This is a genomic window from Paenirhodobacter populi (assembly GCF_004022215.1).
Taxonomy (GTDB): domain Bacteria; phylum Pseudomonadota; class Alphaproteobacteria; order Rhodobacterales; family Rhodobacteraceae; genus Rhodobacter; species Rhodobacter populi.
Map to the genome: position 1 here is coordinate 1 of NZ_SAUZ01000026.1, position 24,938 is coordinate 24,938.

The 24,938-nt window shown below is 65.9% G+C and carries 25 protein-coding genes; 13 read left to right on the top strand and 12 right to left on the bottom strand.

What is annotated here, in order from left to right; genetic code table 11:
* Positions 1 to 235: 235 nt before the first annotated feature.
* Positions 236 to 1,636: a dGTP triphosphohydrolase gene (dgt, locus tag D2T30_RS18460; protein ID WP_128210097.1), complete on the top strand. Its 1,401-nt coding sequence runs from the start codon at positions 236 to 238 to the stop codon at positions 1,634 to 1,636.
* Between the two features lie 12 nt (positions 1,637 to 1,648).
* Here the strand turns inward: dgt and carB are convergent, their stop codons facing one another.
* Positions 1,649 to 4,981 (bottom strand): carbamoyl-phosphate synthase large subunit, encoded by a 3,333-nt coding sequence (gene carB, locus D2T30_RS18465; protein WP_128185320.1) that lies wholly within the window; start codon positions 4,979 to 4,981, stop codon positions 1,649 to 1,651.
* Between the two features lie 142 nt (positions 4,982 to 5,123).
* On the bottom strand, positions 5,124 to 6,362 hold the full coding sequence (locus D2T30_RS18470; protein WP_128210098.1) for an SAM-dependent methyltransferase: 1,239 nt from the start codon (positions 6,360 to 6,362) through the stop codon (positions 5,124 to 5,126).
* A gap of 375 nt (positions 6,363 to 6,737) precedes the next feature.
* Here D2T30_RS18470 and aspS point away from each other — a divergent pair, with 375 nt between their 5' ends.
* Positions 6,738 to 8,516: an aspartate--tRNA ligase gene (gene aspS, locus D2T30_RS18475; protein WP_128185324.1), complete on the top strand. Its 1,779-nt coding sequence runs from the start codon at positions 6,738 to 6,740 to the stop codon at positions 8,514 to 8,516.
* 199 nt (positions 8,517 to 8,715) lie between these two features.
* Here aspS and D2T30_RS23180 read toward each other — a convergent pair whose 3' ends face one another.
* The gene (locus D2T30_RS23180; RefSeq protein WP_164881763.1) at positions 8,716 to 8,853 is read right to left on the bottom strand and encodes a hypothetical protein; all 138 of its coding nucleotides are present in this window, start codon (positions 8,851 to 8,853) and stop codon (positions 8,716 to 8,718) included.
* 144 nt (positions 8,854 to 8,997) lie between these two features.
* On the opposite strand from D2T30_RS23180, the gene D2T30_RS18480 reads away from it, so the two are divergent.
* On the top strand, positions 8,998 to 9,717 hold the full coding sequence (locus D2T30_RS18480) for a GNAT family N-acetyltransferase (protein WP_128210099.1): 720 nt from the start codon (positions 8,998 to 9,000) through the stop codon (positions 9,715 to 9,717).
* A gap of 1 nt (position 9,718) precedes the next feature.
* Here D2T30_RS18480 and D2T30_RS18485 read toward each other — a convergent pair whose 3' ends face one another.
* Positions 9,719 to 10,423: a response regulator gene (locus D2T30_RS18485; RefSeq protein WP_128210100.1), complete on the bottom strand. Its 705-nt coding sequence runs from the start codon at positions 10,421 to 10,423 to the stop codon at positions 9,719 to 9,721.
* A gap of 184 nt (positions 10,424 to 10,607) precedes the next feature.
* On the opposite strand from D2T30_RS18485, the gene D2T30_RS18490 reads away from it, so the two are divergent.
* From D2T30_RS18490 to ribD, 4 genes are all read left to right on the top strand, one after another.
* Complete coding sequence (locus D2T30_RS18490) at positions 10,608 to 10,958, top strand: hypothetical protein (RefSeq protein WP_128210101.1); 351 nt, start codon at positions 10,608 to 10,610, stop codon at positions 10,956 to 10,958.
* Positions 10,959 to 10,966: 8 nt separating this feature from the next.
* Positions 10,967 to 11,383: a secondary thiamine-phosphate synthase enzyme YjbQ gene (locus D2T30_RS18495; protein ID WP_128210102.1), complete on the top strand. Its 417-nt coding sequence runs from the start codon at positions 10,967 to 10,969 to the stop codon at positions 11,381 to 11,383.
* Between the two features lie 142 nt (positions 11,384 to 11,525).
* Complete coding sequence (gene nrdR / locus D2T30_RS18500) at positions 11,526 to 11,993, top strand: transcriptional regulator NrdR (RefSeq protein ID WP_128185334.1); 468 nt, start codon at positions 11,526 to 11,528, stop codon at positions 11,991 to 11,993.
* Complete coding sequence (ribD, locus tag D2T30_RS18505; RefSeq protein ID WP_128210103.1) at positions 11,990 to 13,087, top strand: bifunctional diaminohydroxyphosphoribosylaminopyrimidine deaminase/5-amino-6-(5-phosphoribosylamino)uracil reductase RibD; 1,098 nt, start codon at positions 11,990 to 11,992, stop codon at positions 13,085 to 13,087. The genes nrdR and ribD overlap by 4 nt, the downstream gene beginning before the upstream one ends.
* Here ribD and D2T30_RS18510 read toward each other — a convergent pair.
* The 3 genes from D2T30_RS18510 to D2T30_RS18520 form a co-directional block, all read right to left on the bottom strand.
* Positions 13,057 to 15,066, bottom strand: a complete 2,010-nt coding sequence (locus tag D2T30_RS18510; RefSeq protein WP_128210104.1) for a capsular polysaccharide biosynthesis protein — start codon at positions 15,064 to 15,066, stop codon at positions 13,057 to 13,059. The genes ribD and D2T30_RS18510 overlap by 31 nt on opposite strands.
* A complete protein-coding gene (locus D2T30_RS18515; protein ID WP_455565855.1) occupies positions 15,066 to 16,196 on the bottom strand; it encodes a polysaccharide biosynthesis/export family protein in 1,131 nt (376 codons plus the stop codon). Before D2T30_RS18515 ends, D2T30_RS18510 begins: the two co-directional genes overlap by 1 nt.
* 129 nt (positions 16,197 to 16,325) lie before the next feature.
* A complete protein-coding gene (locus D2T30_RS18520; RefSeq protein ID WP_241648341.1) occupies positions 16,326 to 17,537 on the bottom strand; it encodes a capsule biosynthesis protein in 1,212 nt (403 codons plus the stop codon).
* Between the two features lie 342 nt (positions 17,538 to 17,879).
* Between D2T30_RS18520 and D2T30_RS18525 the strand changes: the two genes are divergently transcribed.
* The 6 genes from D2T30_RS18525 (at position 17,880) to D2T30_RS18550 (ending at position 21,772) form a co-directional block, all read left to right on the top strand.
* The gene (locus D2T30_RS18525; protein WP_128210106.1) at positions 17,880 to 18,476 is read left to right on the top strand and encodes a riboflavin synthase; all 597 of its coding nucleotides are present in this window, start codon (positions 17,880 to 17,882) and stop codon (positions 18,474 to 18,476) included.
* Positions 18,473 to 19,621: a 3,4-dihydroxy-2-butanone-4-phosphate synthase gene (ribB, locus tag D2T30_RS18530; RefSeq protein ID WP_241560638.1), complete on the top strand. Its 1,149-nt coding sequence runs from the start codon at positions 18,473 to 18,475 to the stop codon at positions 19,619 to 19,621. The genes D2T30_RS18525 and ribB overlap by 4 nt, the downstream gene beginning before the upstream one ends.
* Positions 19,622 to 19,630: 9 nt before the next feature.
* Positions 19,631 to 20,182 carry a 6,7-dimethyl-8-ribityllumazine synthase gene (locus tag D2T30_RS18535; RefSeq protein WP_128210107.1) on the top strand — a complete coding sequence of 184 codons (552 nt, stop codon included), beginning with the start codon at positions 19,631 to 19,633 and terminating at the stop codon, positions 20,180 to 20,182.
* A complete protein-coding gene (gene nusB, locus D2T30_RS18540) occupies positions 20,179 to 20,682 on the top strand; it encodes a transcription antitermination factor NusB (RefSeq protein ID WP_128185346.1) in 504 nt (167 codons plus the stop codon). Before D2T30_RS18535 ends, nusB begins: the two co-directional genes overlap by 4 nt.
* Positions 20,683 to 20,804: 122 nt before the next feature.
* The gene (locus D2T30_RS18545) at positions 20,805 to 20,996 is read left to right on the top strand and encodes a hypothetical protein (protein ID WP_128185348.1); all 192 of its coding nucleotides are present in this window, start codon (positions 20,805 to 20,807) and stop codon (positions 20,994 to 20,996) included.
* 302 nt (positions 20,997 to 21,298) lie between these two features.
* Positions 21,299 to 21,772 carry an MmcB family DNA repair protein gene (locus D2T30_RS18550; protein WP_128210108.1) on the top strand — a complete coding sequence of 158 codons (474 nt, stop codon included), beginning with the start codon at positions 21,299 to 21,301 and terminating at the stop codon, positions 21,770 to 21,772.
* Here D2T30_RS18550 and D2T30_RS18555 read toward each other — a convergent pair.
* From D2T30_RS18555 to D2T30_RS18575, 5 genes are all read right to left on the bottom strand, one after another.
* Positions 21,756 to 22,010, bottom strand: a complete 255-nt coding sequence (locus D2T30_RS18555) for a DUF6324 family protein (protein ID WP_128185352.1) — start codon at positions 22,008 to 22,010, stop codon at positions 21,756 to 21,758. The genes D2T30_RS18550 and D2T30_RS18555 overlap by 17 nt on opposite strands.
* A gap of 74 nt (positions 22,011 to 22,084) precedes the next feature.
* The gene (locus D2T30_RS18560) at positions 22,085 to 22,588 is read right to left on the bottom strand and encodes a prepilin peptidase (RefSeq protein ID WP_128210109.1); all 504 of its coding nucleotides are present in this window, start codon (positions 22,586 to 22,588) and stop codon (positions 22,085 to 22,087) included.
* A gap of 2 nt (positions 22,589 to 22,590) precedes the next feature.
* Positions 22,591 to 23,427: a tetratricopeptide repeat protein gene (locus D2T30_RS18565; protein WP_380727462.1), complete on the bottom strand. Its 837-nt coding sequence runs from the start codon at positions 23,425 to 23,427 to the stop codon at positions 22,591 to 22,593.
* 10 nt (positions 23,428 to 23,437) lie between these two features.
* Positions 23,438 to 23,983, bottom strand: coding sequence for a tetratricopeptide repeat protein (locus D2T30_RS18570; RefSeq protein WP_241648340.1), 546 nt, complete (start codon positions 23,981 to 23,983; stop codon positions 23,438 to 23,440).
* The gene (locus D2T30_RS18575; protein ID WP_128210110.1) at positions 23,980 to 24,933 is read right to left on the bottom strand and encodes a type II secretion system F family protein; all 954 of its coding nucleotides are present in this window, start codon (positions 24,931 to 24,933) and stop codon (positions 23,980 to 23,982) included. Before D2T30_RS18575 ends, D2T30_RS18570 begins: the two co-directional genes overlap by 4 nt.
* Positions 24,934 to 24,938 lie beyond the last annotated feature (5 nt).

The window sequence follows — 24,938 nt, forward strand, 5'->3', positions numbered from 1 at the left end:
GGGGGGGGGGCGCTGGGGGCCAGCCCCCTCTTGGCCTGCGGCCAATTCACCCCCGGGATATTTTTGGAAAGATGATGGGAAAGATGTTGTTTCATGTGACGATGTTGGCCGCTGATTTCATGATTAAAGCGGTTTCATGCAAATAATGCGGTATTTATGCTGAATATCGTCATCCGCACGAGACAGGGATTGAGATGTTCCCCCGCAACGGATTACCTGTGCCGGACAAGCGGGGATGAGCATCATGGCGCGGATGAACTGGAACGATCTTCTGACGGCGCGGCGCGAGAAGGGGAAAGCCGTCGACGAAGGCGGCGCCGCGCGGCCCTTCTATGACCGGAACTACGACCGGATCCTGTTCTCGGCCTCGTTCCGGCGGCTGGCGAACAAGACGCAGGTGCATCCGCTGTATCAGAACGACAACCTGCACCATCGGCTGATCCATAGTGTCGAGGTTGGCTCGGTCGCGCAGACACTGGGCTATGACGTGGGGCTGAAGCTGGCGAAGGCGGGCGAGATCCCGTCGGATCAGGTGGCGAGGATGGCGGGGATCACGCGCGCGGCGGCGCTGGCGCATGATATCGGCAATCCGCCCTTCGGCCATTCGGGCGAAGAGGCGATCGGCGAATGGTTCGCTGTGAAATCGGCGCGTGCGGCGATCCTGTGGGATGGTCTGACCCCGGCGCAGCAGGCGGAATTTCTGGCCTTCGAGGGTAATGCGCAAGGCTTCCGCATCCTGACCCGGAACGAGATCTACCACCCCGATCTGTATGAGAACGGCGAGGGGATGGGGCTGTCGGGCTCCGTCCTTGCGGCCTTCACCAAATATCCGGCGCGGGCGGAGGTGAGCCGCGCGGCGATCGACGCGCTCGGCCCGGATCAGGTCTATTGCGGGCTGAAGAAATACGGGTTGTTCGAGAGTTCATGGCCGTATTTTCAACAGATCGCCGAAACGGTCGGCCTGCAGCGACAAAGCGCTGGCTGGGGGGATTATTACTGCCGCCATCCGCTGGTGTTCCTTGTCGAGGCGGCGGATGACATCTGTTACAACATCATGGATCTGGAGGATGCGCATACGGCGGGTGACCTGCCCTTCGACCGGGTGCGGCATCTGCTGGTACAGGTGGCGGGCGAGGGCAATGATGTCGCCCGGCTGGAGGGGCGCCCGGCGCGGCTCGTCTCGGCGCTGCGGGCGAAGGCGATCGGCAGGGCGGTGCAGGCCTGCGTCGAGGCCTTCTTGACCCATTACGACGCGATCATGGAGGGGCGCTTTTCCGGCGATCTGATCGGCCAGAGCGCCTATGCCGGCGCCTTCGCGGAAATGAAGGAGGTGGCGCGGCGCGAGGTCTTCACCGTGCAGCGCAAGACCGAGCTGGAAATCTACGGGCGCAACCTGATCCACGAAATCCTGAACCAGCTGAGCGATTGCCTGACCGCGCTGGCGCGCTGCGGCTATGACCCGCAGCTTTTCGAGGAAAAGGAACGCTATTCCGCCCGGCTGCTGCGGACGGTGAGCTTCGACCTGCTGGGCGTGCGCGACGCCTATACCGCCTTGCAGGCGATGACGGATTTCGTTTCCGGCATGACCGACCGCTATGCGGTGCATTTCGTGAAGATGACGAAAGGCGGGCTGTGAGCCCGCCCCACTTCAGGCCTGCAGCGGACGGACGCTGATTTCCCCTTCGGAGCGCGACTTCATCGCCGCCACCGCCGCGATCGAGGCTGCCGCCGTGGTGAAATAGGGGATGTGGTCATAGAGCGCGACCGAGCGGATGTCGCGGCTGTCCGAGATCGACTGCGCCCCGTCGGTGGTGTTCATTACCAGCGCGATATCGCCGTTCTTCAGCCGGTCGACGATGTTCGGGCGGCCCTCGTAGACCTTGTTGACGGCCTCCGCCGCGATCCCGTGGGATTTCAGCCAGGCCGCCGTGCCGCGCGTGGCGACCAGCGAAAAGCCCATGTCGATCAGCTCTTTGGCCGCCGCGGCCAGATCGTCCGACTTGTCGGAATCCTTGATCGACAGGAACACCCGGCCTTCCTCGGGCAGCTTCGTGCCCGCACCAAGCTGCGCCTTGAGGAAGGCGCGCGGGAAGTTGCGGTCCCAGCCCATCACCTCGCCGGTCGAGCGCATTTCCGGCCCCAGCAGCGTATCGACACCCGGGAAGCGGGCGAAGGGCAGCACGGCTTCCTTCACCGAATACCAGGGCGTGTTCGGATCGGCGAGCGTCAGCGCATCGGCCAGCGGCAGCGGATCTTCGGGGCCGACGCCTTCGGGATAGTCCGGACGGTGCGGGAAGTTCGACAGCGGCTCCCCCGCCATCAGCCGCGCGGCGATGGAGGCGATGGCCGAATCGGTGGCCTTGGCGACGAAAGGCACGGTGCGGGACGCGCGCGGATTGACCTCGAGTACGTAGATCACGCCGTCCTTGATCGCGAACTGCACGTTCATCAGGCCGACGACATGCAGGCCAAGCGCCATCTTGACCGTCTGTTCCTTCAGCTCGGCCACGATTTCGGGGCTGAGCGAATAGGGCGGCAGCGAACAGGCCGAGTCGCCCGAATGGACGCCCGCTTCCTCGATATGCTGCATGATGCCCGCGACGTGGACATTCTCGCCATCCGAAAGGGCATCGACATCCACCTCGATCGCGCCGGACAGGTAGCTGTCGAGCAACACCGGGCTGTCACCCGAAACGTTGACCGCGGTGGCGATGTAGCGCTTGAGCTGATCCAGATCGCGCACGATTTCCATCGCCCGGCCGCCCAGCACGTAGGACGGGCGGATCACCAGCGGATAGCCGATCCGGCCCGCGATTTCAAAGGCTTCCGCCTCGCTGTGCGCGATGCCGTTGACCGGCTGCTTCAGCCCGAGGTCGTTCAGCAGCTTCTGGAACCGCTCGCGGTCCTCGGCGAGGTCGATGGCGTCGGGCGTGGTGCCAAGGATCGGGATTCCCTCGGCCTCCAGCGCATTGGCCAGTTTCAGCGGCGTCTGCCCGCCGAACTGCACGATCACGCCGTGCAGCGTGCCGTTGTCCTGCTCGACCCGCAGGATTTCCAGCACCGATTCCAGCGTCAGCGGCTCGAAATACAGCCGGTCCGAGGTGTCGTAGTCGGTCGAGACCGTTTCCGGGTTGCAGTTGACCATGATCGTTTCATAGCCCGCATCGGCCAGCGCGAAACAGGCGTGGCAGCAGCAATAGTCGAACTCGATCCCCTGACCGATCCGGTTCGGACCGCCGCCGAGGATGACGACCTTCTTGCGGTCGCTCGGCCGCGCCTCGCATTCCACGTCGCCCATCGCCGGGGCTTCGTAGGTCGAATACATGTAGGGGGTCTGCGCCTCGAATTCGGCGGCGCAGGTGTCGATGCGCTTGAACACCGCCTTGACGCCCAGATTGCGGCGCGCGCGGCGGACCTGCGCCTCGTCCCGGCCGGTCAGCTTCGCCAGACGCTGGTCGGTGAAGCCCATCATCTTCAGCTTGCGCAGGCCTTCCTCGGTGAAGGGCAGGCCGGTCTTGCGGATCTCTGCCTCGGCGTCGATGATCTCGCGGATGCGGGCAAGGAACCACGGGTCGAAGGCGGTGGCGTGCTGGATGTCCTCGTCCGTCAGGCCAAAGCGCATCGCCTGCGCGATGACGCGGATCCGGTCGGGGGTCTTGTCGGACAGCGCCTTGATGATCGAGGCCTTGTCGGGCGCGCCCGGAATCTCGATCTCGTCAAAGCCCGACAGCCCGGTTTCCAGCGAGGCCAGCGCCTTCTGCACCGATTCATGGAAGGTGCGGCCAATCGCCATCGCCTCGCCCACCGATTTCATCGCGGTGGTCAGTTCGGGCTTCGATCCGGGGAATTTCTCGAAGGCGAAGCGCGGGATCTTGGTCACCACATAGTCGATCGTCGGCTCAAAGGAGGCCGGCGTGACCTTGGTGATGTCGTTGTCCAGTTCGTCCAGCGTATAACCGACCGCCAGCTTCGCCGCGATCTTGGCGATGGGGAAGCCCGTGGCCTTGGACGCCAGCGCCGAGGACCGCGACACCCGCGGGTTCATCTCGATCACCACCATCCGGCCATCCGCCGGGTTGATCGCCCATTGCACGTTCGAGCCGCCGGTCTCCACCCCGATCTCGCGCAAGACGGCGATCGAGCCGTTGCGCATGATCTGGTATTCCTTGTCGGTCAGCGTCAGCGCCGGGGCGACGGTGATCGAATCGCCCGTATGCACGCCCATCGGGTCGATGTTCTCGATCGAGCAGACGATGATGGCGTTGTCGGCGCGGTCGCGCACCACCTCCATCTCGAATTCCTTCCAGCCCAGAAGGGATTCGTCGATCAGCACCTGCGCCACGGGCGAGGCATCGAGCCCCGAGCGCACGATCGCCTCGTAGTCGTCACGGTTGTAGGCGACGCCGCCGCCGGTGCCGCCAAGCGTGAAGGCCGGGCGGATGATCGCCGGCAGCCCGATATGTTCCAGATCCACCAGCGCCTGCTGCACGCCGGCGTTGATGTCGTATTTGCCGTTTTCCAGCTTGGGCGCGGCGATGATCGTGGCCTTCGGGTTTTCCAGCCCGATGCGGTCCATCGCTTCGCGGAACAGCTTGCGGTCTTCGGCCATTTCGATGGCGTCGCGGTTGGCGCCGATCAGCTCCACCCCGAACTTGTCCAGCACCCCCATGTCGGCCAACGCCAGCGAGGTGTTCAGCCCCGTCTGCCCGCCCATCGTCGGCAACAGCGCGTCGGGCCGTTCCTTTTCGATGATCTTGGCGACGACCTCGGGGGTGATCGGCTCGATATAGGTGGCATCCGCCATGTGGGGATCGGTCATGATCGTGGCGGGGTTCGAGTTGACCAGGATGACCCGGTAGCCTTCCTCGCGCAGGGCCTTGCAGGCCTGTGCGCCGGAATAGTCGAACTCGCAGGCCTGCCCGATCACGATGGGCCCGGCGCCGATGATGAGGATGGACTTGATGTCGGTTCTCTTCGGCATGACGGATCCCTTGATTCTGGCAGGCGATATGGCAGCGTGCGGCACAGGGCCGGCAGGCCCTGCGCAAATTGATGGGGGTTATAATCAGGAAGCGCCCTAGCGCAAGGGCGAAAGCTGGGCCGCGGCTCGAAAGCCGCAGCACCTATTCCGCGGCAAGCCGCGGCTTGCTCTGATCCTGCGACAGGTAAAGATAGTCGCGGGTCAGGGGGACATCCTCGACCTCGTGGCAGAGCTGATACTGGAACACCACCTGCCCGGCATGGCGGAACGCCATTTCCGAGGCGACCAGATAAAAGCGCCACATCCGGGTGAACCGCGCGTCATACAGGGTCAGCGCCTCGTCCAGATGTTTCTCGAACCGCAGGCGCCAGTGGCGCAGGGTTTCCGCGTAATGGATGCGCCAGACCTCCAGATCCGCGACGACCAGCTTTTCATGCTCCACCGCCGCCGAGGTTTCCGACATCGAGGGGCAGTAGCCGCCCGGGAAGATGTATTTGCGGATCCAGTCCGAGGTGACGCCCGGCGGATCGGCCCTGCCGATGAAATGGATCAGCGCGATGCCCTTGGGCGCCAGCATCTGCCGCACATGGCGGAAATACTGGCGGAAATGCGGCGCGCCGACATGCTCGAACATGCCGACGGACACGATCCGGTCGAAGGTCTCGGTGACCGAGCGGTAATCGCACAGGCGGATGTCGATCCGGTCCTCCAGCCCCGCCGCCCGCACGCGCTCGCGCGCGAGGCTGTGCTGTTCCTTCGACAGCGTCACCCCCACGACCTGCGCGCCGTAATCGCGCGCCAGCGTCAGCGCCATGCCGCCCCAGCCGCAGCCGATGTCCAGCACCCGCATCCCCGGCTTGATCAGCAGCTTGCGGGCGATGTGCTGTTTCTTCGCCTCCTGCGCCTGTTCCAGCGTCATGTCCGGATGCGGGAAGTAGGCGCAGCTGTATTGCCGGTCGGCATCGAGGAACAGATCGTAGAGCTTCCCCGACAGGTCGTAGTGATGCGCGACATTGGCCTGCGCGCGCCCCTTCGGATTGAACTGCGCAAGGCCGCGGCCCAGGTATTTCAGCACGGCCATCGGACGCTCGAACCAGGGCATCCGGTTATGCGCGCTGTTGTCAAGGATCAGCGCCAGAAACCCCGGCAGATCATCGTCGCGCAGGGTATAGGCCTCGTCCATATAGCCCTCGCCGACGCCCAGATCGGGGTTGCGGATGATCTTCCTGGTGATCTCCCTGTCATGGATGATCATCCCGACGGGCTTTCCGGTGCCGTCGCCATAGCGGCGCAACGTCCCGTCGGCATAAGTGATTTCGAAGTTGCCATGTCGCACGATCTTGCGTGCGAGCCGGTCCACAAGCTGATCCCAGACGTTCATCGCATCTATCCCCTTTTGCGTCGCCGCAGCGATGCGGGCACGCTCTGCGGCATCTGGCGATGCACCGGGGCGGAGTGGCGGCTACGAAGCGGCAACGGAATTGTCGCACGTTAACAAAGCTGTGTAGCTTGACCAGCCCTTCGTGAACGGATGCCCGCAAGAGAGCCGCGCAGCCCGCCCGGAAAGGCGATGATGGGCAATTTTCCGCCGATTTCATGGGCATTTTCGCGTTGCAGCAAACCACGCAGGTGATTCCCCCGCCTTCCGCGACATCGCCGGTGCGGCGCGGGACGGGCGTTCCGGCCTTGACTTTCATCCCCCATGCGGGTGTATCGGCGCGAACGGGATCGACCCCAGGAACCCAGGGATACAGCCATGAACGCCTACCGCAGCCATACCTGCGCCGCGCTTTCCGCCCGGAATGCCGGTGAGACCGTCCGCCTTTCGGGATGGGTGCATCGGGTGCGAGATCATGGCGGCGTGCTGTTCATCGACCTGCGCGACCATTACGGCATCACGCAGATCATCTGCGACGCCGACAGCCCGGCCTTCGCCGCGCTGGAAAAGGTGCGCGCCGAATGGGTGATCCGCATCGACGGCACGGTGAAGCTGCGCGACGAAAGCCTGATCAACCCCAAACTCTCCACCGGCGAGATCGAGGTCTATGTCCGCGAGGTCGAGGTTCTGGGCGCGGTCGAGGGCGAACTGCCCCTGCCGGTCTTCGGCGAACAGGACTACCCCGAGGAAACCCGCCTGACCTACCGCTTCCTCGATCTGCGCCGCGAGGGGCTGCACAACAACATGATGCTGCGCTCGAACGTGGTGCGCAGCCTGCGCAACCGGATGTGGGACGCGGGTTTCAACGAATACCAGACGCCGATCATCACCGCGTCGAGCCCCGAGGGCGCGCGCGACTTTCTGGTGCCGTCGCGGCTGCATCCGGGCAAGTTCTACGCCCTGCCGCAGGCGCCGCAGCAGTTCAAACAGCTGATCATGGTGGCGGGCTTCGACCGCTATTTCCAGATCGCGCCCTGCTTCCGCGACGAGGATCCGCGCGCCGACCGCAGCCCGACCGACTTCTACCAGCTCGACGTCGAGATGTCCTTCGTCGAGCAGGAAGACGTCTTCGCCGCCGTTCAGCCGGTGATTCAGGGCCTGTTCGAGGAATTCGGCAAGGGCCGCAAGGTCGATCACGACTGGCCGAAGATCGCCTATCGCGACGCGCTGAAGTGGTATGGCTCGGACAAGCCCGACCTGCGCAACCCGATCCGCATGGCCGATGTGTCTGAACATTTCCGCGGCTCGGGCTTCGGCATCTTTGCGAAGCTTCTGGAAAACGAGGGCACCGAGGTCCGCGCCATTCCCGCGCCCACGGGCGGCTCGCGCAAGTTCTGCGACCGGATGAACGCCTTCGCGCAGGCACAGGGCCTGCCGGGGATGGGCTATATCTTCTGGCGCGCGGGCGAGGCCGGGATGGAAGCCGCCGGACCGATCGCCAAGGCGCTCGGCCCCGAGCGGACCGAGGCGATCCGGGCGCAGCTTGACCTGAACGAAGGCGATGCGGTCTTCTTCCTCGGCGGCAAGCCCGAGCAGTTCGAGGCCGTCGCCGGCAAGGCCCGCAACGAAATCGGCCGCGAGCTGAAGCTGACCGAGGAAGACTCGTTCCGCTTCTGCTGGATCGTCGATTTCCCGATGTATGAGAAGACCGACGAGGGCAAGATCGACTTCTCACACAACCCGTTCTCGATGCCGCAAGGCGGGCTTGCGGCGCTGGACGGCGATCCGCTGCATATCCTCGGTTATCAATACGATCTGGCCTGCAATGGCTACGAGCTGATCTCGGGCGCGATCCGCAACCATGAACCGGCGATCATGTATCGCGCTTTCGAGATCGCGGGCTATCCGCATTCCGAGGTCGACAAGCGTTTCGGCGGCATGGTCAAGGCGTTCAAATACGGCGCGCCGCCCCACGGCGGCTGTGCGATGGGGATCGACCGGGCGGTGATGCTGCTGGCGGATGAGATGAACATCCGCGAGGTCATCATGTTCCCGATGAACCAGCGCGCCGAAGACCTGATGATGAACGCGCCGTCCGAGCCGACGAACGAGCAGCTGCGCGAGTTGCATCTGCGGGTTCTGCCGAAGGACGCCTGATCGCCTGTCTCGCACGCAGGGGGGGCAGCCCCCCTCTTTGCGCTTACGGCCCCGGCGCGGCCACGGGCCGCGCGTTCGCCGGTGCGGCCTTCCACCGGAAGGCCGCTTTTTCCCGGCTCACCCCCCGGGATATTTATGGAAAGCCGAAGAAGGAAGGCGCGCGGTTTTGGCGCGCCTTTTGCATGTCCGGGGGCGTGGTTCAGTCCAGCGCCAGCGACCACAGCACGGCGCTGCTCCACAGACAGAAGAACAGTGTCCCGATGATATAGAGCGATCCCCGCGTGCCGCGAATCGCTATGGGATTGCGGGACAGGCGGATGAAGAAGCGGCGCGTCATGGCTGCCTTCCTGATTGTGGCGACGGTGTGAACATCGGCGCCGATCGTGGCGGATTGCGGAACATTCCGGCGGCGGTTTCGGGGCGATTGCGCGCGATTGCGTGGCAAGCTAGCGTGGGATGACTGGTGCAAGGAAAACCGCCGATGATCGAGAAACGCTTCGGAGATCCCGTTCCCGATTGGGTCGCCCCGCCGCGTCCCGATGGGGCGGCGCTGCAGGGACGCTATGTGCGGCTTGAACGGCTGACGGAGAGCCATGCCCATATGCTCTTCAGGGCCAATGCCGGGGAGGATGCGATCTGGGATTACCTGCCCTACGGGCCCTTCGCCTCCGAAGTGGGTTACATGCGGTGGGTCAAGGATATGGCCGCGCTGTCGGATCCGTTCTTCTATACGGTGATCGACCGGGAAACCGGCCAGCCCGGCGGGGTGATGTCCTATCTGCGGATCACGCCCGAGGTCGGGGTGATCGAGCTTGGCCATATCTGCCTGTCGCCACTGTTGCAGCGCAGCCGGGCCGCGACCGAGGCGATGGTCCTGATGATCGGCTGGGCCTTCGGCGCGGGATACCGTCGGTTCGAATGGAAATGCGACGCCTTCAACCTGCCGTCGCGGCGCGCGGCGCAGCGGCTTGGGCTGAGCTACGAGGGCACCTTCCGTCAGGCGACGATCGTCAAGGGCCGGAACCGGGACACCGCGTGGTTCGCCGCGACCGACAAGGATTGGCCCGGTTTGCAGGCGGCCTACGAGGCATGGCTCTCGCCCGCGAATTTCGGGGCGGACGGGCAGCAGAACGAACGGCTGTCCGATCTCACCCGGCTGGTGCGGGTCAGTTCGGATCCCATCCCGGTCGCCGGCGCCTGACCTAGAAGGACGATCCCGCGGCAAGGCGGGACTGCACCAGATGCGCCGCATGTGTGAGCGCCGCCGGGTTTGGCAGTCCTTCGCGCAAAGCCTGCGCGGCGTGTTCGAGCGGTTCATCCCGCGACAGCCGCGCCACCCCGGACAGGAACTGCGACAGATAGCCTGTCGACGCCGCGTCGGGACGCAGGGCCAGCAGCCGCGCGGCCTCGTTCAGGTCATCGCGCAGGGCGATCGGGTCGGGGTTCAGCGCCTCTTCCGGCAACAGGCGCGGCGGCGGACGGATGGCGGTGGGCATCGCGGCCAGAAGCGCCTGCTGGAACCGCACGAGGCTTTCGAGCGGTTTGGCCAGGAAGCCGTCGGCCCCGGCCTCCATCGCCTCCTCCCTGCGCGACGGATCCCCCGACAGGCCGAGAACAACCGGCGCCTGCCCGTTCGCACCGCGGATCGCCCGGATCAGATCGGCGCCGTCGCCGTCGGGCAGCCCCATGTCCACGATCACCGCGCCGGGCCGGTAGGTTTGCAGATGGCGCTGCGCCGCGCGCAGGCAATCGGCCCGTCGCATCCTTGCGCCGGATCGCTGCGTCATCAGGCGCAGCGCCTCGGACGCGAAACGGCTGTCCTCCACCACAAGCACCGTCAGGCCGAGCAGGGGCCGGTCGGCGGTGGGGGAGCGCTGAATGAAAAGGTCTTCGAGTTTGTCGGTCATGGCATCACCCTGGCAGAGGATTCGCGGATGCCTTCATTAACCGCCGGATTGGCTAACAGGCTCTTAATGACGGTGGCTTTTCGTCGGCGGATGGTGGTGCGTATCGCCCCGGCTCCGGTGCGGAAACCCTTTGCGTCGGGGGAAGTCCCTGCTATGCCTTGGAAAAACCTGTCCGGAGTTGGTGATGAACCGTCTTGCCGCGCTGCTGCTTCCTGCAGCACTTCTGCTGTCCGCCTGCACGCTCGAAGGGTTTCCGTCCTCCGCGCCCCGGGGGCCGGACACCACCACCGCGGGCACCTGCTTCGCCGTGGTCTCGAAGGCCGAGGATGGCAGCTATGCGATTGCCGCCGGGGTGGGGGATGGTTCGCCGCAGCCTTCGGCCGTGTACACGCGCGGGCTGACGGCGCAGCAGGTCGACGCGGCGGTGGAAAAGGAAAAGCAGATCATGACGATCAATCCCGAATGCCTGACCACCTATGTCCATGACCGTGCCGCCGCCGATCCGCAATCCGTGGCCGCCGCGGCGCAGGGCTGATCCGGCGGATGCACCGGCTGTTCACCATCGCGACGCGCGGCCCGGGGCTTTACGAATTCACCGACGCGCTGCGCGACTGGATTGCCGGGGCGCCGGCCGAAGAGGCGGTGCTGACGCTGTTCATCCGCCACACCTCGGCCAGCCTGCTGATCCAGGAGAACGCCGATCCCGATGTCCGCCGTGATCTGACCGAGTTCCTGCATCGTCTGGTGCCGCCTTCCGACAGGCCCGAAATGCGCTGGATGACCCATACATACGAAGGTCCGGACGATATGCCGGCCCATGCCAAGGCCGCGATCCTGCCGGTGAGCTTGCAGATTCCCGTCATTTCCGGGCGTATGGTGCTTGGAACATGGCAGGGAGTTTACCTTTTCGAACATCGGCAGGCTCCGCACCGGCGCGAGGTGATGGCACTGCTGCGCTGAGTCCCGCGCGCCACACTCCGCTGGCCGCTATCTGGTGGCCGCACAAAGATTCTACCCAAGCGGTCGGGGGGGGCCTATAGTCTGGTGGCAAAAGGGGCGCGAGACCCCAGATGAGGCGGAATAACCAGAGAAGGGGGACGGGATGCGCTGTCCGTTTTGCGGCAATGTCGATACGCAGGTGAAGGACAGCCGGCCGGCCGAGGATCACGTTGCCATCAGGCGCCGGCGGTTCTGTCCGGCCTGCGGCGGCCGTTTCACCACCTATGAGCGGGTGCAGTTGCGCGATCTGGTCGTGGTCAAATCCTCGGGCAAGCGGGAGGATTTCGACCGCGACAAGCTGGAACGCTCGATCCGCATCGCCATGCAGAAACGCCCGATCGAGCCGGAGCGCATCGACCAGATGATCTCGGGCATCGTGCGGCGGCTGGAATCGATGGGGGAAACCGACATTCCCTCGCGCACCATCGGCGAGATCGTGATGGAGACGCTGGCCCGGATCGATACCGTCTCCTACGTGCGTTTCGCCAGCGTTTACAAGAACTTCCAGGCGGCGGACGATTTCGACAAATTCGTCTCGGAACTGCGCCCGCAAGCAGGCGAGGCCGAGTGAGCGAGGCCGACCGCCGCTTCATGGCGCTGGCGCTTTCGCTGGCGTCGCGGGGGCTGGGGAATGTCTGGCCGAACCCGGCGGTGGGCTGCGTCATCGTGAACGAAGGCCGGATCGTCGGGCGCGGCTGGACGCAGCCGGGCGGGCGGCCGCATGCGGAACGGCGCGCGCTGGATCAGGCGGGCGGCGCGGCGCGGGGCGCGACGGCCTATGTCTCGCTGGAGCCCTGCGCGCATACCGGCCACACGCCCCCCTGCGCCGCGGGCCTGATCGAGGCCGGTGTCAATCGCGTCGTCAGCGCCTTCGAGGATCCCGATCCCCGCGTGGCGGGCAAGGGTCACGCGATGCTGCGCGCGGCGGGCGTGACGGTCGATGTCGGGGTGATGGAGGCCGAGGCGCGGGCGTTGCAGGCCGGATTTCTCAGTCGGCTCCGTGGACGGCCCTGGGTCGCGCTGAAGCTGGCGACCAGCTTCGACGGCCGGATCGCGTTGGCGAATGGCGAAAGCCAGTGGATCACCTCGGGCCCGGCGCGGGCGCGGGTGCATGCGCTGCGGGCGCGGTTCGATGCGGTTCTGGTGGGCGGCGGCACGGCGCGGGCCGATGATCCGCTGCTGACGGTGCGCAATTTCCGCCCGCTGCGGCAGCCGGTGCGGATCGTCGCCTCGACGCGGCTGGATTTGCCGCGCGGGCGGCTGGCGGCCTCGGTGGGCGAGGCGCCGCTGTGGCTGCTGCACGGCCCCGAGGCGGCGGCGGAGGCGCGCGACTGGTGGCGCGGGACCGGGGCCGAGACGGTCGCGCTGCCGGTGCAGGACGGCGGAATCGCGGTCGCGGCGGCGATGGAGGCCCTTGCCGCGCGCGGGCTGACGCGGGTGTTCTGCGAAGGTGGCGGTGCGTTCGCGGCGGCGCTGATGCGGGCGGGCGTGGTCGATGAGCTGATCGGCTTCACGGCGGGTGCGGTGCTGGGCGGTGACGCGCGGGCGGCGCTCGGGCCGCTTGGACTCACGCAGTTGGCGCAGGCGCCGCGCTACGATCTGCATGACGTGCAGGTGATCGGCGGTGACGTGCTTCACCGCTGGCGGCGCCAGATCCAGGCATAGGCGGCGAAAAGCCCCTGAAGTTTCGCCAGCATCCGGTTGGCGATGCCGGGATGCGGCACGGTGCCCTGCGCCAGACGTTCCACCACCACCTCGGGTGGGCAGGGGCGGCGTGAAACCGGGTCGTAATAGCGCGGACAGGCGATCAGCGCCGCATGGGCCAGTGCCATCAGGTCGGGCCGCGCCTGTCGCCGTTCCGGGACCGGGCCGAGGTCACGGGTCAGCCCCCAGCCCGCGTAGAACGGCGCGCCGGTCACGGTGACGGGCTTGCCGCGCAAAAGCGCCTCGAACCCGATTAGGGAGGTCATCGTCCAGACCTCGTCCACCGCCTCGATCAGCGCGATCGGGTCGGCGTGATTGGCGATGTGGTCGGCGTAACGCAGGGCTTCGCCCGGGGGGAGCCGGCCGGGACGCAAACCGGCCTCAACATCTGGGTGAGGTTTGAAAATGATAATGGAATGCGGATTTTCCGCCCGAACCAGCGTCAATAATGCAAGGTTTGTGCAAGTCCTTCCCGCGCCCAGACGGATCGAGGCATCGTCTTCCACCTGTCCGGGCACCAGAATCCGGTGCCCCCGGGGCAGGTCGGGCAGCGCGCCGCCGAGGTTGTATTTCGACAGCCCCGCAGCGCGGATCGCGGTGACCAGCCGTTCCGTCCGCGCCCGGCCTCCGGGCGGCGGTTCCTGCGCGATCAGGGTTTCGAGGTCCGACGGTCGCGCCGGATCGTAATAGATCCCGCGCGCATCGGCGATCAGCGACAGGGGCGGCACCAGATCGGCCCCCAGCCCGCGCGACCGCAGGAAGCCATCCTCGACCCGCAGGACTGGCGCATCCACCGCCAGATCGCCCCAGACCAGCAGCGACCGGCCCGAGGCCCGGGCGGCGGCCACCGCGCGGGCCGCAGGCTCGACGAAGCGCAGGGGGTGTTCGCGGCCGAAGACCTGTTGCAGGGGGCGGCGTTTCCACAGGCGGATGCCGGTGGCGATGTGTCCGGCGCGATCCATGCGGAAGGCGCGGGTTTCGGCTTCGAGCTGATCGACCGCTTCCTCAAAGCTGCACAGACGGTTGCGGCAGGGATCGAACCATGTGGGCGCGAGGATATGGCTGACGGCGAAAAGCTGCGCGGGGGTCAGGCGCCGGCCACGACGGGGCAGGGGGGCGATGTCGTGGCTGAGGCCCCAGCCCGCATAGAAGGGCTGGCCGAAAAGAACGGGGCGATGACCGGCGAGGATCGCCTCATACCCCATTTGCGAGGTGACGGCATAGACGGCGCTGGCGCCGTCGAGCAGCCGCCAGGGCGAGATCGGATCGGTGCAAAGCACCGTCCGGGCATCGGCGTCATCCGGGCCGAAATGGCCGGGGCGCAGGCCCGCGCGGGTCTCGGGATGGGCGCGGATGACGATGCGCGCGTCCGGATGGTCGCGCCGCGCGGCGGCGAGCATCTGGCGGAAGCTGTCCGCGTTCGCCCCGCCGTGGCGGATCGAGGCATCGCCCCGTGTCTGATCCACCACCAGAACGTAGCCCGGCTCGGGGGCGGGCAGGCGCTCGTCGAAATCGTTGTATTTCGACAGGTCCAGTGCGCGGAGCCGGGCGATCCCCTCTTCCGCGCGGGCAAGCAGCGCGGGATCGTCCAGATCCGCGGTCGCCAGCAGATGTTCCAGAGCCGAGGGGGCCGAGGCATCGTAATGCACGCCGACCGGATCGATGAAGAGGCCAAGCGGGCTGCCGGCGCGACGCGCCCGGCCGGGATGGACCGAGCGGAGGAAGGCATCCTCGATCCGCACGATCCCCACGCCGCGCCAGCGGGCGACCGCCTCGCCCCGCCGGGCATAGGGCGAACGGCCCCAGACCACGATGCGATCCTGCGGGCCGGGCAGGCCGAAATGCAGCGACCAGCCCGCCGCCGCGAGGATCCGGCGCAGCCCCGGATCGCGCAGGAAACCGGCGGTGTAACAGAACAGCCGCCCGCCGGGCGCCTGCATCAGTTGCCGGAGGCCAGACTGTCGATCGAATTGGCCGAGGTGACGGGGCCGGTCAGCGCCGCCAGCGTCTTCATCCAACGGACGTAGGGCGCCTCGGTCACATAGATGGTGTCGCCGTCGCGGATCATGAATTCGCGGGCGACGAACATCCCGTTCGGCTCGGTCAGGTTCAGCACATAGGCGATGCGCTGTGGCCCGGCGATGTCGGCGCGGCCCAGCACCGTCCGCGCGACAGCCGGAGTTTCATCGCGGAAGATGAAGATCCCCTTCGGATCGGCGATATTCGTCTGCAACCCGCCCACCGTCGCCAGCGCCTCGAGCGCGGTCAGCGACTGCGCCTCGAACGGGACGCGGGACTGATGCCCGGTCGCGCCGAGCGCGGTGTAGCTGCGGGTGTCCTTTTCCACCAGAATCACGTCGCCGGGGCGCAGCGCGATATCCATTCGCGGATTGGCATACAGCTCCTTGAGCCAGACGGTGCCGCTGCTCGATCCACGGGTGACGGTGATCTTGGCGACATCCGGCTTGATCGAGACGCCGCCCGCGCGCGCGATCATCGCCGACAGGGTGCGCGTCGGCCGTTCGATCGCATAGACGCCTTGCTGCGCGATGTCGCCCATGACCGAAACCGTCGCGCCATCGCCCGCCGCGCGCGCGACCGCGACCTGCGGGTCCGGGGTCTGGGCGGCCAGACGTTCGGTGATGATGTTGCGCAGCGCCTCGGGCGAATGGCCGGCGGCCTTCAGGCGGCCCGCATAGGGGATGAAGATGTCGCCGTCACCATCCACCTGCACCTCTTGCAACTGCGTCGGCGCCCCGCGCGAGGTGAGTACACCCTGATCGACGTTTTCCCAGATCGAAACGGTCAACGTGTCGCCCGCGCTGATCGTGTCCGATCCGACCCTGCCCGCGCCGGTGAAGGCCGGCCCGAAGCCCAGTCCCGGCCGGATGTTCGTCGCCTGCGCGATGCGGCCATCGACATCGACGACGAAGGTGTTGCTGTTCTCGAAATTGCTGCCGGCGAAGATTTCGCCCCGGCTCGGACCGGAACGGGGGAGGCCGCAGGCGCTGCTCAGCAAGGTCGCGGAGAGCCCGAGGCAGAGCATCCGGCGGTTGGCATTGAAGGTCACGGATAGGCTCCTTTGTGGGTGGACCGGGGCGGAAGGACCGTGTGCAGCACGCTAGGGGAAGGGAAAAGCAAATTACAATCGCGTTACGACGCCGCGATACAATTTCTGCGTTAGTGTAACCTTAACAATTCACCTCGCCACGCGAAGCTGTTGACGCGGGGTCGCGTTGCCGATGCTCAGGGCGTCGTAGGGATCCTCGGGGGACAGCATCATGTCGACGACCTGGCGCAGCAGGATGCGCCGGCCCTTGGTGGAATAGTAGCCGCCGGGCACCTGACTGGTTTCCAGCAGGTAGTGGCGATAGTCGCGATAGGCGCGGGTATCGGGCCGGCGGGGCGCGGCGAAGAAATCCGCGATCGATTGGGGCGAGACGAATTCCGGCTTGCTGTAGACCGCGCGGCCAAAGGCCTTCAGCGGCAGGCCGCGCCACAGCACCTGTTGCGCGGCGGTGGAATTCACCGTCACCGCCGAACGCGCCTGCGCCAGAAGACCCGCAAGCTTGCCGCCGCGGATGTAATGGACCCGGTCCTGAAGCCCGTGGATGCGCGTCGCCCGCTCGATCGCGCGGGTGATGGGGGCGCGGCCATCCTCCAGCGGATGGGCCTTGAACACCAGATGGTGGTGCCGCGGCGCGCCGCGGGCAAAGCCGGCCATCACCCGGTCGATGAATTCCGTCTGCGAGGCGAAGTCGGAATGCGCGCGAAAGCTGGAATCATGTTCGAGCTGCATCAGCACCAGATGGACCGGACAGCCGCTGCTGCGCACCCTGTGCGTGGCGATCGCGCGTTGCAGCCGGTTCCACGGCATCGTCAGAAGCTGATGCAGATAAAGGCGAAATTCCTGTCGCACGGTCAGTTCGCGATGCGGGCGGAAGTTCGGATAGGCGCCGTTGTTCGCCATGACGAGGAAATGATAGAGCGCGCCGTAGAACATGTGATGGCGCATGTCGCCCCAACGCGGCGGGGCATCGGGAAACTCGATCTGGCTGCGGGCGAGGGCGGCGCGCATCTGCGGCACGGTCAGCGACATCAGCCGCGAATTGCCGTTCGATCCGCCGCGTTCATAGGTGATCCAGTAGGGGCGGAGATAGCCCTCCTCGAAGACATGGACCGTCAGGCCCATCTGTCTGGCGACGGCGATGGCCTCGGCATGGATGGGGCGGGTGTCGCCATAGAGGACCAGATCGGTGATCCCGCGCGCGGCGATCAGTTCGGCGATCACTTCGGGCCAATGTTCGGGCTTGTTGGCGTAGGGAATGTAGCTGTCACGGTCGGGCCAGAAGACCTCATCGCCGCGATTGAAGCCGACGCGCAGGATGCCCTGCCCTGCCAGTCGCAGCATCTGTGCGAGCCTGTGGAAAAACGGCCCGTGAGGGCCTTGCAGGAACAGAAATGTTTTTTGATCCAAGAATCTGCGCCATTCAAATGAGCAATTCCTTGTGTTCAGGAATGCGGCGGTTGTCACGCCCGGAGTGGGATCGCGCGCATATTGCGCGGGCATTGTGACGGAATCGGTGCAGTCTCCGGCGAGATGGGTGAAATTCCCGCATGACGTGAATGATTTTACCCGCATGACGGGAAAAGTGCGCCGATGCAGGGCGGCTGTGCTGCCGGCGGGGGCAAGGCGGCCTTGCACGTGCGGGGCGGGGCGGCTAACTGAATAAATCAGTAGAAGGGGATGCCCATGTTCACTGGAATCGTCACCGATGTCGGAGAGGTCCGCAGCCTGACGCAGGCGGGGGATCTGCGGGCGCGGATCGGCTGCCATTACGACATGGCGGGGGTGGATATCGGTGCCTCGATCGCCTGCGAGGGGGTGTGTCTGACCGTCGTCGCCAAGGGCGAGGACTGGTTCGATGCCGAAATCTCGGCCGAGACGGTATCCAAGACCAGTATCGGGCGGAATTCCTGGGCGCCCGGGCGGCGGCTGAACCTCGAACGCGCGCTGAAGGTGGGGGATGAACTGGGCGGCCATATCGTATCCGGCCATGTCGACGGCGTGGCCGAGATCATCGCCATGCACGACGAGGGCGACAGCACCCGCTTCACCTTTCGCGCGCCAGAGGCGCTTGCGCGCTATATCGCGCCCAAGGGTTCGGTCGCGCTGAACGGCACCTCGCTGACGGTCAATGAGGTCGAGGGCAGCACCTTCGGCGTCAACATCATTCCCCATACCAAGGCTGTCACGACTTGGGGCGATGCCCGCCCGGGCGATGCGGTCAATCTCGAAATCGATACGCTCGCGCGCTATGTCGCGCGGTTGCAGGAGTGGCAGCCATGACCAACCAGACCATGCCGAAGCCGGTCGACAAATCCGTCCCCGCCGACAAGCCCGGCCCCGTCGAGCAGACCTTCCGCGATGCGATTTCCTCGATCGAGGAAATCATCGAGGATGCGCGCAACGGCAAGATGTTCATCCTCGTCGATCACGAGGACCGCGAGAACGAAGGCGATCTGGTGATCCCGGCGCAGATGGCGACGCCGAATGCGGTGAACTTCATGGCGACGCACGGGCGCGGGCTGATCTGTCTTGCGCTGACCGGGGATCGGGTCGACGCGCTCGGTCTGCCGCTGATGTCGGCGCATAATTCCTCGCGGCACGAAACCAATTTCACCGTCTCGATCGAGGCGCGCGAAGGCGTTTCCACCGGTATTTCCGCCCATGACCGGGCGCGGACGATTTCGGTGGCGATCGACCCGACGAAAAGCCGGCACGATCTGGCGACGCCGGGCCATGTGTTCCCGCTCCGCGCGCGCGAAGGCGGCGTGCTGGTCCGCGCCGGCCATACCGAGGCCGCGGTCGATGTCGCCCGCCTTGCCGGGCTGACCCCGGCGGGCGTGATCTGCGAGATCATGAACGAGGACGGCACGATGGCGCGCCTGCCCGATCTGGTCGCCATCGCGCAAAAGCACGGGCTGAAGATCGGCACGATTTCCGATCTGATCGCCTATCGCCGCCGCTATGACAATCTGGTGCGCGAAACGGCGCAGAAGCCGGTGACCTCGATTTACGGCGGCGACTGGTCGATGCGGATCTTCACCGACCAGACCGAGGGCGAGGAACATATCGTCCTCACCAAGGGCGACCTGACCACGGATGAGCCGGTGCTGGTGCGCATCCACGTTCTGGAACCGATGAGCGACGTTCTGGGCCTGAACCCGGAACGCTCGGGCGATCTGGGCCGCGCGATGGAGGCGATTGCCGCCAAGGGACGCGGGGCCGTGGTGCTGCTGCGCGACACGTCGATGAAGATGATCGTGCCGGGGCAGGCCTCGCCGCAGACGCTGCGCCAATACGGGCTGGGCGCGCAGATCCTGTCGGCGCTCGGGCTGAAACGACTGGTGTTGCTGAGCAATTCGGCAACGCCGAAGGTGATCGGGATCGAGGGCTACGGGCTCGAGATCGAAGGCTCGCAGGCTTATTGAGGACGGATCATGGCGGGAAACGAACTGCATTACACGCTGCCGCTGCCGGTGTTCGACAAGCCGGTGCGGCTCCTGATCGTGGTGGCGCCCTATTACCGGGACATCGCGGACAACCTGATCGCCGGGGCGCAGGCCGTGGCGGCAAAGGCCGGGGCCATCGCCGATGTGATCGAGGTGCCCGGCGCGCTGGAGGTGCCGACGGCGATCGGCATGGCCTCGCGCATGGCGGATTACGACGGGTTCGTGGCGCTTGGCTGCGTGATCCGGGGCGAGACGACGCATTACGATACCGTGTGCAATGACAGCTCGCGCGGGCTGACGCTGCTGGGATTGCAGGGCATCTGCATCGGCAACGGCATCCTGACGGTGGAAAACCGCACTCAGGCCGAGGTGCGCGCCGACCCGGCCGATCAGAACAAAGGTGGCGGAGCGGCGGCTGCGGCCTTGCATCTTGTCGCGCTCTCGCGCAAATGGGCGGGCCGGACGAAGGGGATCGGTTTCCGCCCGCAGGGTGAGTCGATCCGCCTGGCCGGAGAGCCCGAAGGAAACCGCCAAGCATGACCGAAGCCACCGCCCCCGAAAAGCCGCACAAGCCCACGGCAGAGGAAAAGCGCCGGATGAAATCCGCCGCGCGCCTGTATGCCGTGCAGGCGCTGTTCCAGATGGAGGCCTCCGGTCAGGGGGTGGATCGGATCGTGCGGGAATTCGAAGTCCATCGCTTTGGCCTCGCGCAGGACGAAGAGGGGACCGAACTGGCCGAGGGCGATGCGAACCTGTTCCGCCGTCTGCTGGACGATGCGGTGACCTGGCAGGCCAAGATCGACCAGGCGACGGACCGGGCGCTGGCGGCCAACTGGCCGATCGACCGGATCGACCCGGTGCTGCGCGCGGTCTTCCGCGCGGCCGGTGCGGAACTGGTCAACCCGGACACGCCGCCGAAGGTGGTCATCAACGAATTCGTCGAGGTTGCGCGGGCCTTCTTCCCCGAGGGACGCGAAGTGAAATTCGTCAACGCCGTGCTGGATCACATGGCACGGGCGCTGCGCCCGGATGGATTCTGATCTTTTTCACCGCATTTGGTGTTTTTACCCGCCCGCGGCGCAGTTTTTTGCCGATAACGGGCATTTCCCGGTTTGAATCCCCGAAAGCCGCATTACATTGAACGGAGAATAGGGGAGTTGCCATGACCGGTTTCATTCGTTTTCCGTTGCGCAAGATCGCTTCGACCGGGCTTTCGGGTCTGCGTCGGCTTATGGGGCAGGCGGGGCTTGCCTTGCGGAAAGCGGATGCGCTGCTGACCTTCGCCCCCGCGCCCGAGATGATCCCGATCCGCCTGCGGGTCGAGCCTTCGCGCGATCGGCGCCATCGCCGCTGATCCATTGATGGGAATCATGACAAAGGCCCTCCGTTTCCGGAGGGCCTTTTGCTTGGGTGGCGGAAACCGCAGCGACCGTGTGGGCGTGAATTTCCCGAGAGCCTGATGTAATCAGGTGGGAGCCAGGTAACGAGGCCAGGACCCCGACAGAGCCAGCCCCCTCAGGAATGGTTATCGGCCACTGGAAAAGGGCCCTGCACGAGAAGAGCAGAATCCGCCGTCTCTACAGATAGGGCCTGCGCGGGGTCTCGGCAAGAGGGGAGGCGCTGGACAGTCGTTCCCTTTTCGTTCATGTTTGCGCCATGCTCCGTCCTTCGTCCCTCACCCCCGGTCAGTGGATCGCGCGCGGCACCTGCCGTTGCCTGACCGATCACGGTTTCGCCTGCGTGACGGAACTGGTGCCGCGGGCGGGGCTGCGGGTCGATGTGATGGCACTTGGCCGCAAGGGCGAGATCTGGGTGGTGGAATGCAAGTCCAGCCGGCAGGATTTCACCTCGGACCGGAAATGGCGGGGTTATCTGGACTATGCCGATCGGTTCTTCTGGGCGGTCGATGCGGATTTCCCGGTCGACCTTCTGCCGGAGGAAACCGGCCTGATCCTCGCCGATGGGCATGGCGGAGAAATCCTGCGGTGGGGGGAGGAGCAGAAGCTCGCCCCCGCCCGGCGCAAGGCGGTGACGCAGGGATTCGCGCGCACCGCCGCCTGGCGGCTTCAGGGATGGACCGATCCGGGGCCGGCGGCGGTGGCGGATCCGGCGATCACTTTTTTCCCTTAGGATGCTTGTCCTGACCGCCGCGATGCGGTTTCGCGGGTTTCCCGGCCGCGCGGTCGGCGATCTCGCGCGCGGCTTCGGCGGCGGCAAGAAGTTCCTCGGCGATATCCTCGGCCTCTTCGGGTTCAAAGTCGAAGGGCAGCTCGAACCCGTCCCCCACGACATAGATGCGGACCATGCCAAGGGTGGTCGGCCCGATCTGCAGATCGCCCGTGACTTCGCTTTCCTTGTCGATGCTCATGGCGTGTCTCCGATGATGACGAGCAGATTGGCTAAACGCTCCGCGCCGGCGTGGCAATCGAAAACCCGCATCGTTCAGCCGGCGAGTGCGGAAAGCGCCAGCGAAAACCACAGCGTCGCGGCCAAGGGGATGCCAAAGGGAAAGTCGGCGCGGCGCCAGCTGACCCAATCCGGGGCGCAGTCGCGCAGCGCGGGCAGGGCGCGCGCGGCCCGATGGGTCAGCAGTGCCGCGACGGTCAGCACCGGCAGCAGCAGGAAGATCAGTTGCAGTCCGGGCAGCGATGTGTCGAGGAACGGCGCCGCGGCGGCGGCGAATTTGACGTCCCCCGCGCCGAACCCCGCCCGCAGGTGGAGAAACACCCCGATCGCCAGCACGACCGCGGCATTCATCCAGCGCCAGAGCCAAAGCTCGACCGGCAGGACGACGGGGCCGATCAGGGCGAACACCGCCAGCAATGCCAGAACCGCGGCATTGCGGATCTTCATGTATTTCAGATCGGTGAAGATGACCCAGGCGCAGATCGGCGTGACGGCGATCAGGAACACCAGCGCCTGTCCGGCGGAAGGAAGCGGTGCCATCATCACCCCTGCCGCGCCTCGCCAAGGGCGGCGAGCGCGCGGGCCGCTTCTTCAAAATAGGTGGGCGAGGTGTCGACGGCATCCTGCAGCAGGCTTTGCCCCGTCGCCGTATCGCCCTGCTTGATCGCCGAAAGTCCGGCGGTATAGAGCAGTTGCGCCCGTTCGGTCTGCGTCATCTCGATCACCGGCATGTCGTATTTGCGCTGTGCGGCGCGGGCGAGGACCAGATTGTTCTTGCTGGTAAAGGCGGTGGGATCATAGGTGATCGCTTCGGCGAACAGCTTTTCCGCGCCCTGCGCATCGCCCCGGCTGAGCTTGGAAAAGCCCCAGTTGTTCAGGATGCCCGCAGGGCGCGTGGTCAGGCCCGCCGCCGTATCGTAAAAGGAATCCGCCTTTTTCCAGTTCTTTTCGCTGTCGGCCACCATCGCCTCGATCCGGTAACGATCATAGCTTTCGAAGGTCGGGGGGATCGTGTTCAGCGTGGCGCGCGCGCCCTTCCAGTCGCCGGTGCGCATCTGCGCTTCGGCGCGCGCAACGCGGTCATCGTTCGAGGCATCGGGCGAGGCGGTGACCTTGTCCCAGACCTTCAGCCCCTCGCTCGCCTGTCCGTTGCGGACCAGCGATTTCGCAAGGCCCCGTTGCAGATCGATCCGGTCCGGGTGTTCGGCGCTGGTGCGGGCGAAGTAATTCACCGCCTCCTGCGGTTCGCCGACCGTCAGCATGATTTCCGACATGGTCGCCTGATCGACGGCGTTCATCGACTTCACCGCCCGGTCGGCGCTGGTCTCCGCGCAGGCGGCGATGAGAAATGGCAGAAACATGAGCAGGTTGCGCGTCATACGGCCTCCTTCAGGATTGCGTGAGCAGCAGGTAATCGCCCGCACCGCGCCGGATCAGGCGGAACGGCTGGCCCCCGTCGCCAGAGGACTCGGGCTGCGCCATGCGCGCGCGGGCGAGTTTGAGGTTGTCGCGGATCAGGTCGGATCGGCCGTTGTCGAGCGCATAGGCGGTTTCGAAAACCCGCGCCGCCTCGCCCGTCTTGCCGCGTTCGAACAACACGACGCCGAGGTTGTTCCACGCCGGGACCGAGGTCTGATCCGCCTCGACCGCGCGGCGCAGGACATGCTCGGCCTGATTCAGGCGGCCAAGTTTCAGATTGGCCGAACCGATCGCCGAGAGCACATCGGCGGTCGCACCATGTTCCGCCGCGCCCCGGTAGAAGGCGCGCAGGGCCAGGTCGTATTCGCCCGAGGCCATCAGCCGGTGACCGACGACCAGCCCGTCGACCCCGTCCCCGCGCGACGATCCGGGGGCGAAGGCGTTGGAACGATCCGGCGCGAGCACCGGCGAACAGGCCGCAAGCAGCGCGGTCAGGACAATCAGGCGCAGCATCATGGCCCGCCCATCTGCGCGAAGCTTTCCATCATGCCGTGGACCGAGGGACCGATGAGAATGATCAGCAACGGCGGCACGGTGAACAGCATGGTGCCGAGCGTCATCTTGGTCGGGATCTTGTTCGCGGCTTCCTCGGCGCGCATCACCCGCTTGTCGCGCATGTCGGCGGAATAGAGGCGCAGCGCCTCGGCGATCGAGGTGCCGAATTGCTGGCTCTGGATCATCACGGTGACGAAGGACATCACATCGGGGACGCCGGTGCGGCTGCCGAAGGCGCGCAGGACCACCGCCTTGTCGAGACCGGCCTTGATTTCATTGGCGACGGTATCGAGTTCCTCGGCCAGAACCGGCCCGGAGTCGCGCATCTCGCGCGAGACGCGCAGGATCCCCTGATCCAGCGACTGCCCTGCCTCGACGCAGACCAGAAGCATGTCGAGCGCGTCGGGGAAGCTGTCCTGAATTTCCTGCGTGCGCGCGGCGACGCGGCCATCGACCCAGCGGCGCGGGGCGTAATAGCCCAGCAGGCCCGGCAGAAGCACGGCGAGAATCGTCACGATTTCGGACGGGGGCGCGTCGTCGGAGGCGTTGCGCAGGGCGATGAAGCCGAGCCCCAGCAGCAGGCAGCCGATCCCGCCGATGAATTGCGTGGCGTGGAAATTGCGCACGGCACTCGGGCTGCGATAACCGGCGCGATGCAGCCATTCGCGGGTTTTCGACATTTCCTCCTTGTTCTTCGGTTCCAGAAATCCGGCATAGCGGTCCAGCCGGTCGGACCCGGCCTGCTGGCGCAGGGTCTTTTTCCGCTCGGGCTGCGCGGCGGTCTTGCGCGGTTTGAGTCGGTCCAGAGGATCGCGTTTCGGACGCAAAAGCAGAAACAGGGCCATCCCGGCCAAGGCGACCCCCGCCGAGGCCAGAACGAAGATCAACGCCATGGGAGACAGGATCGGCATGCGTA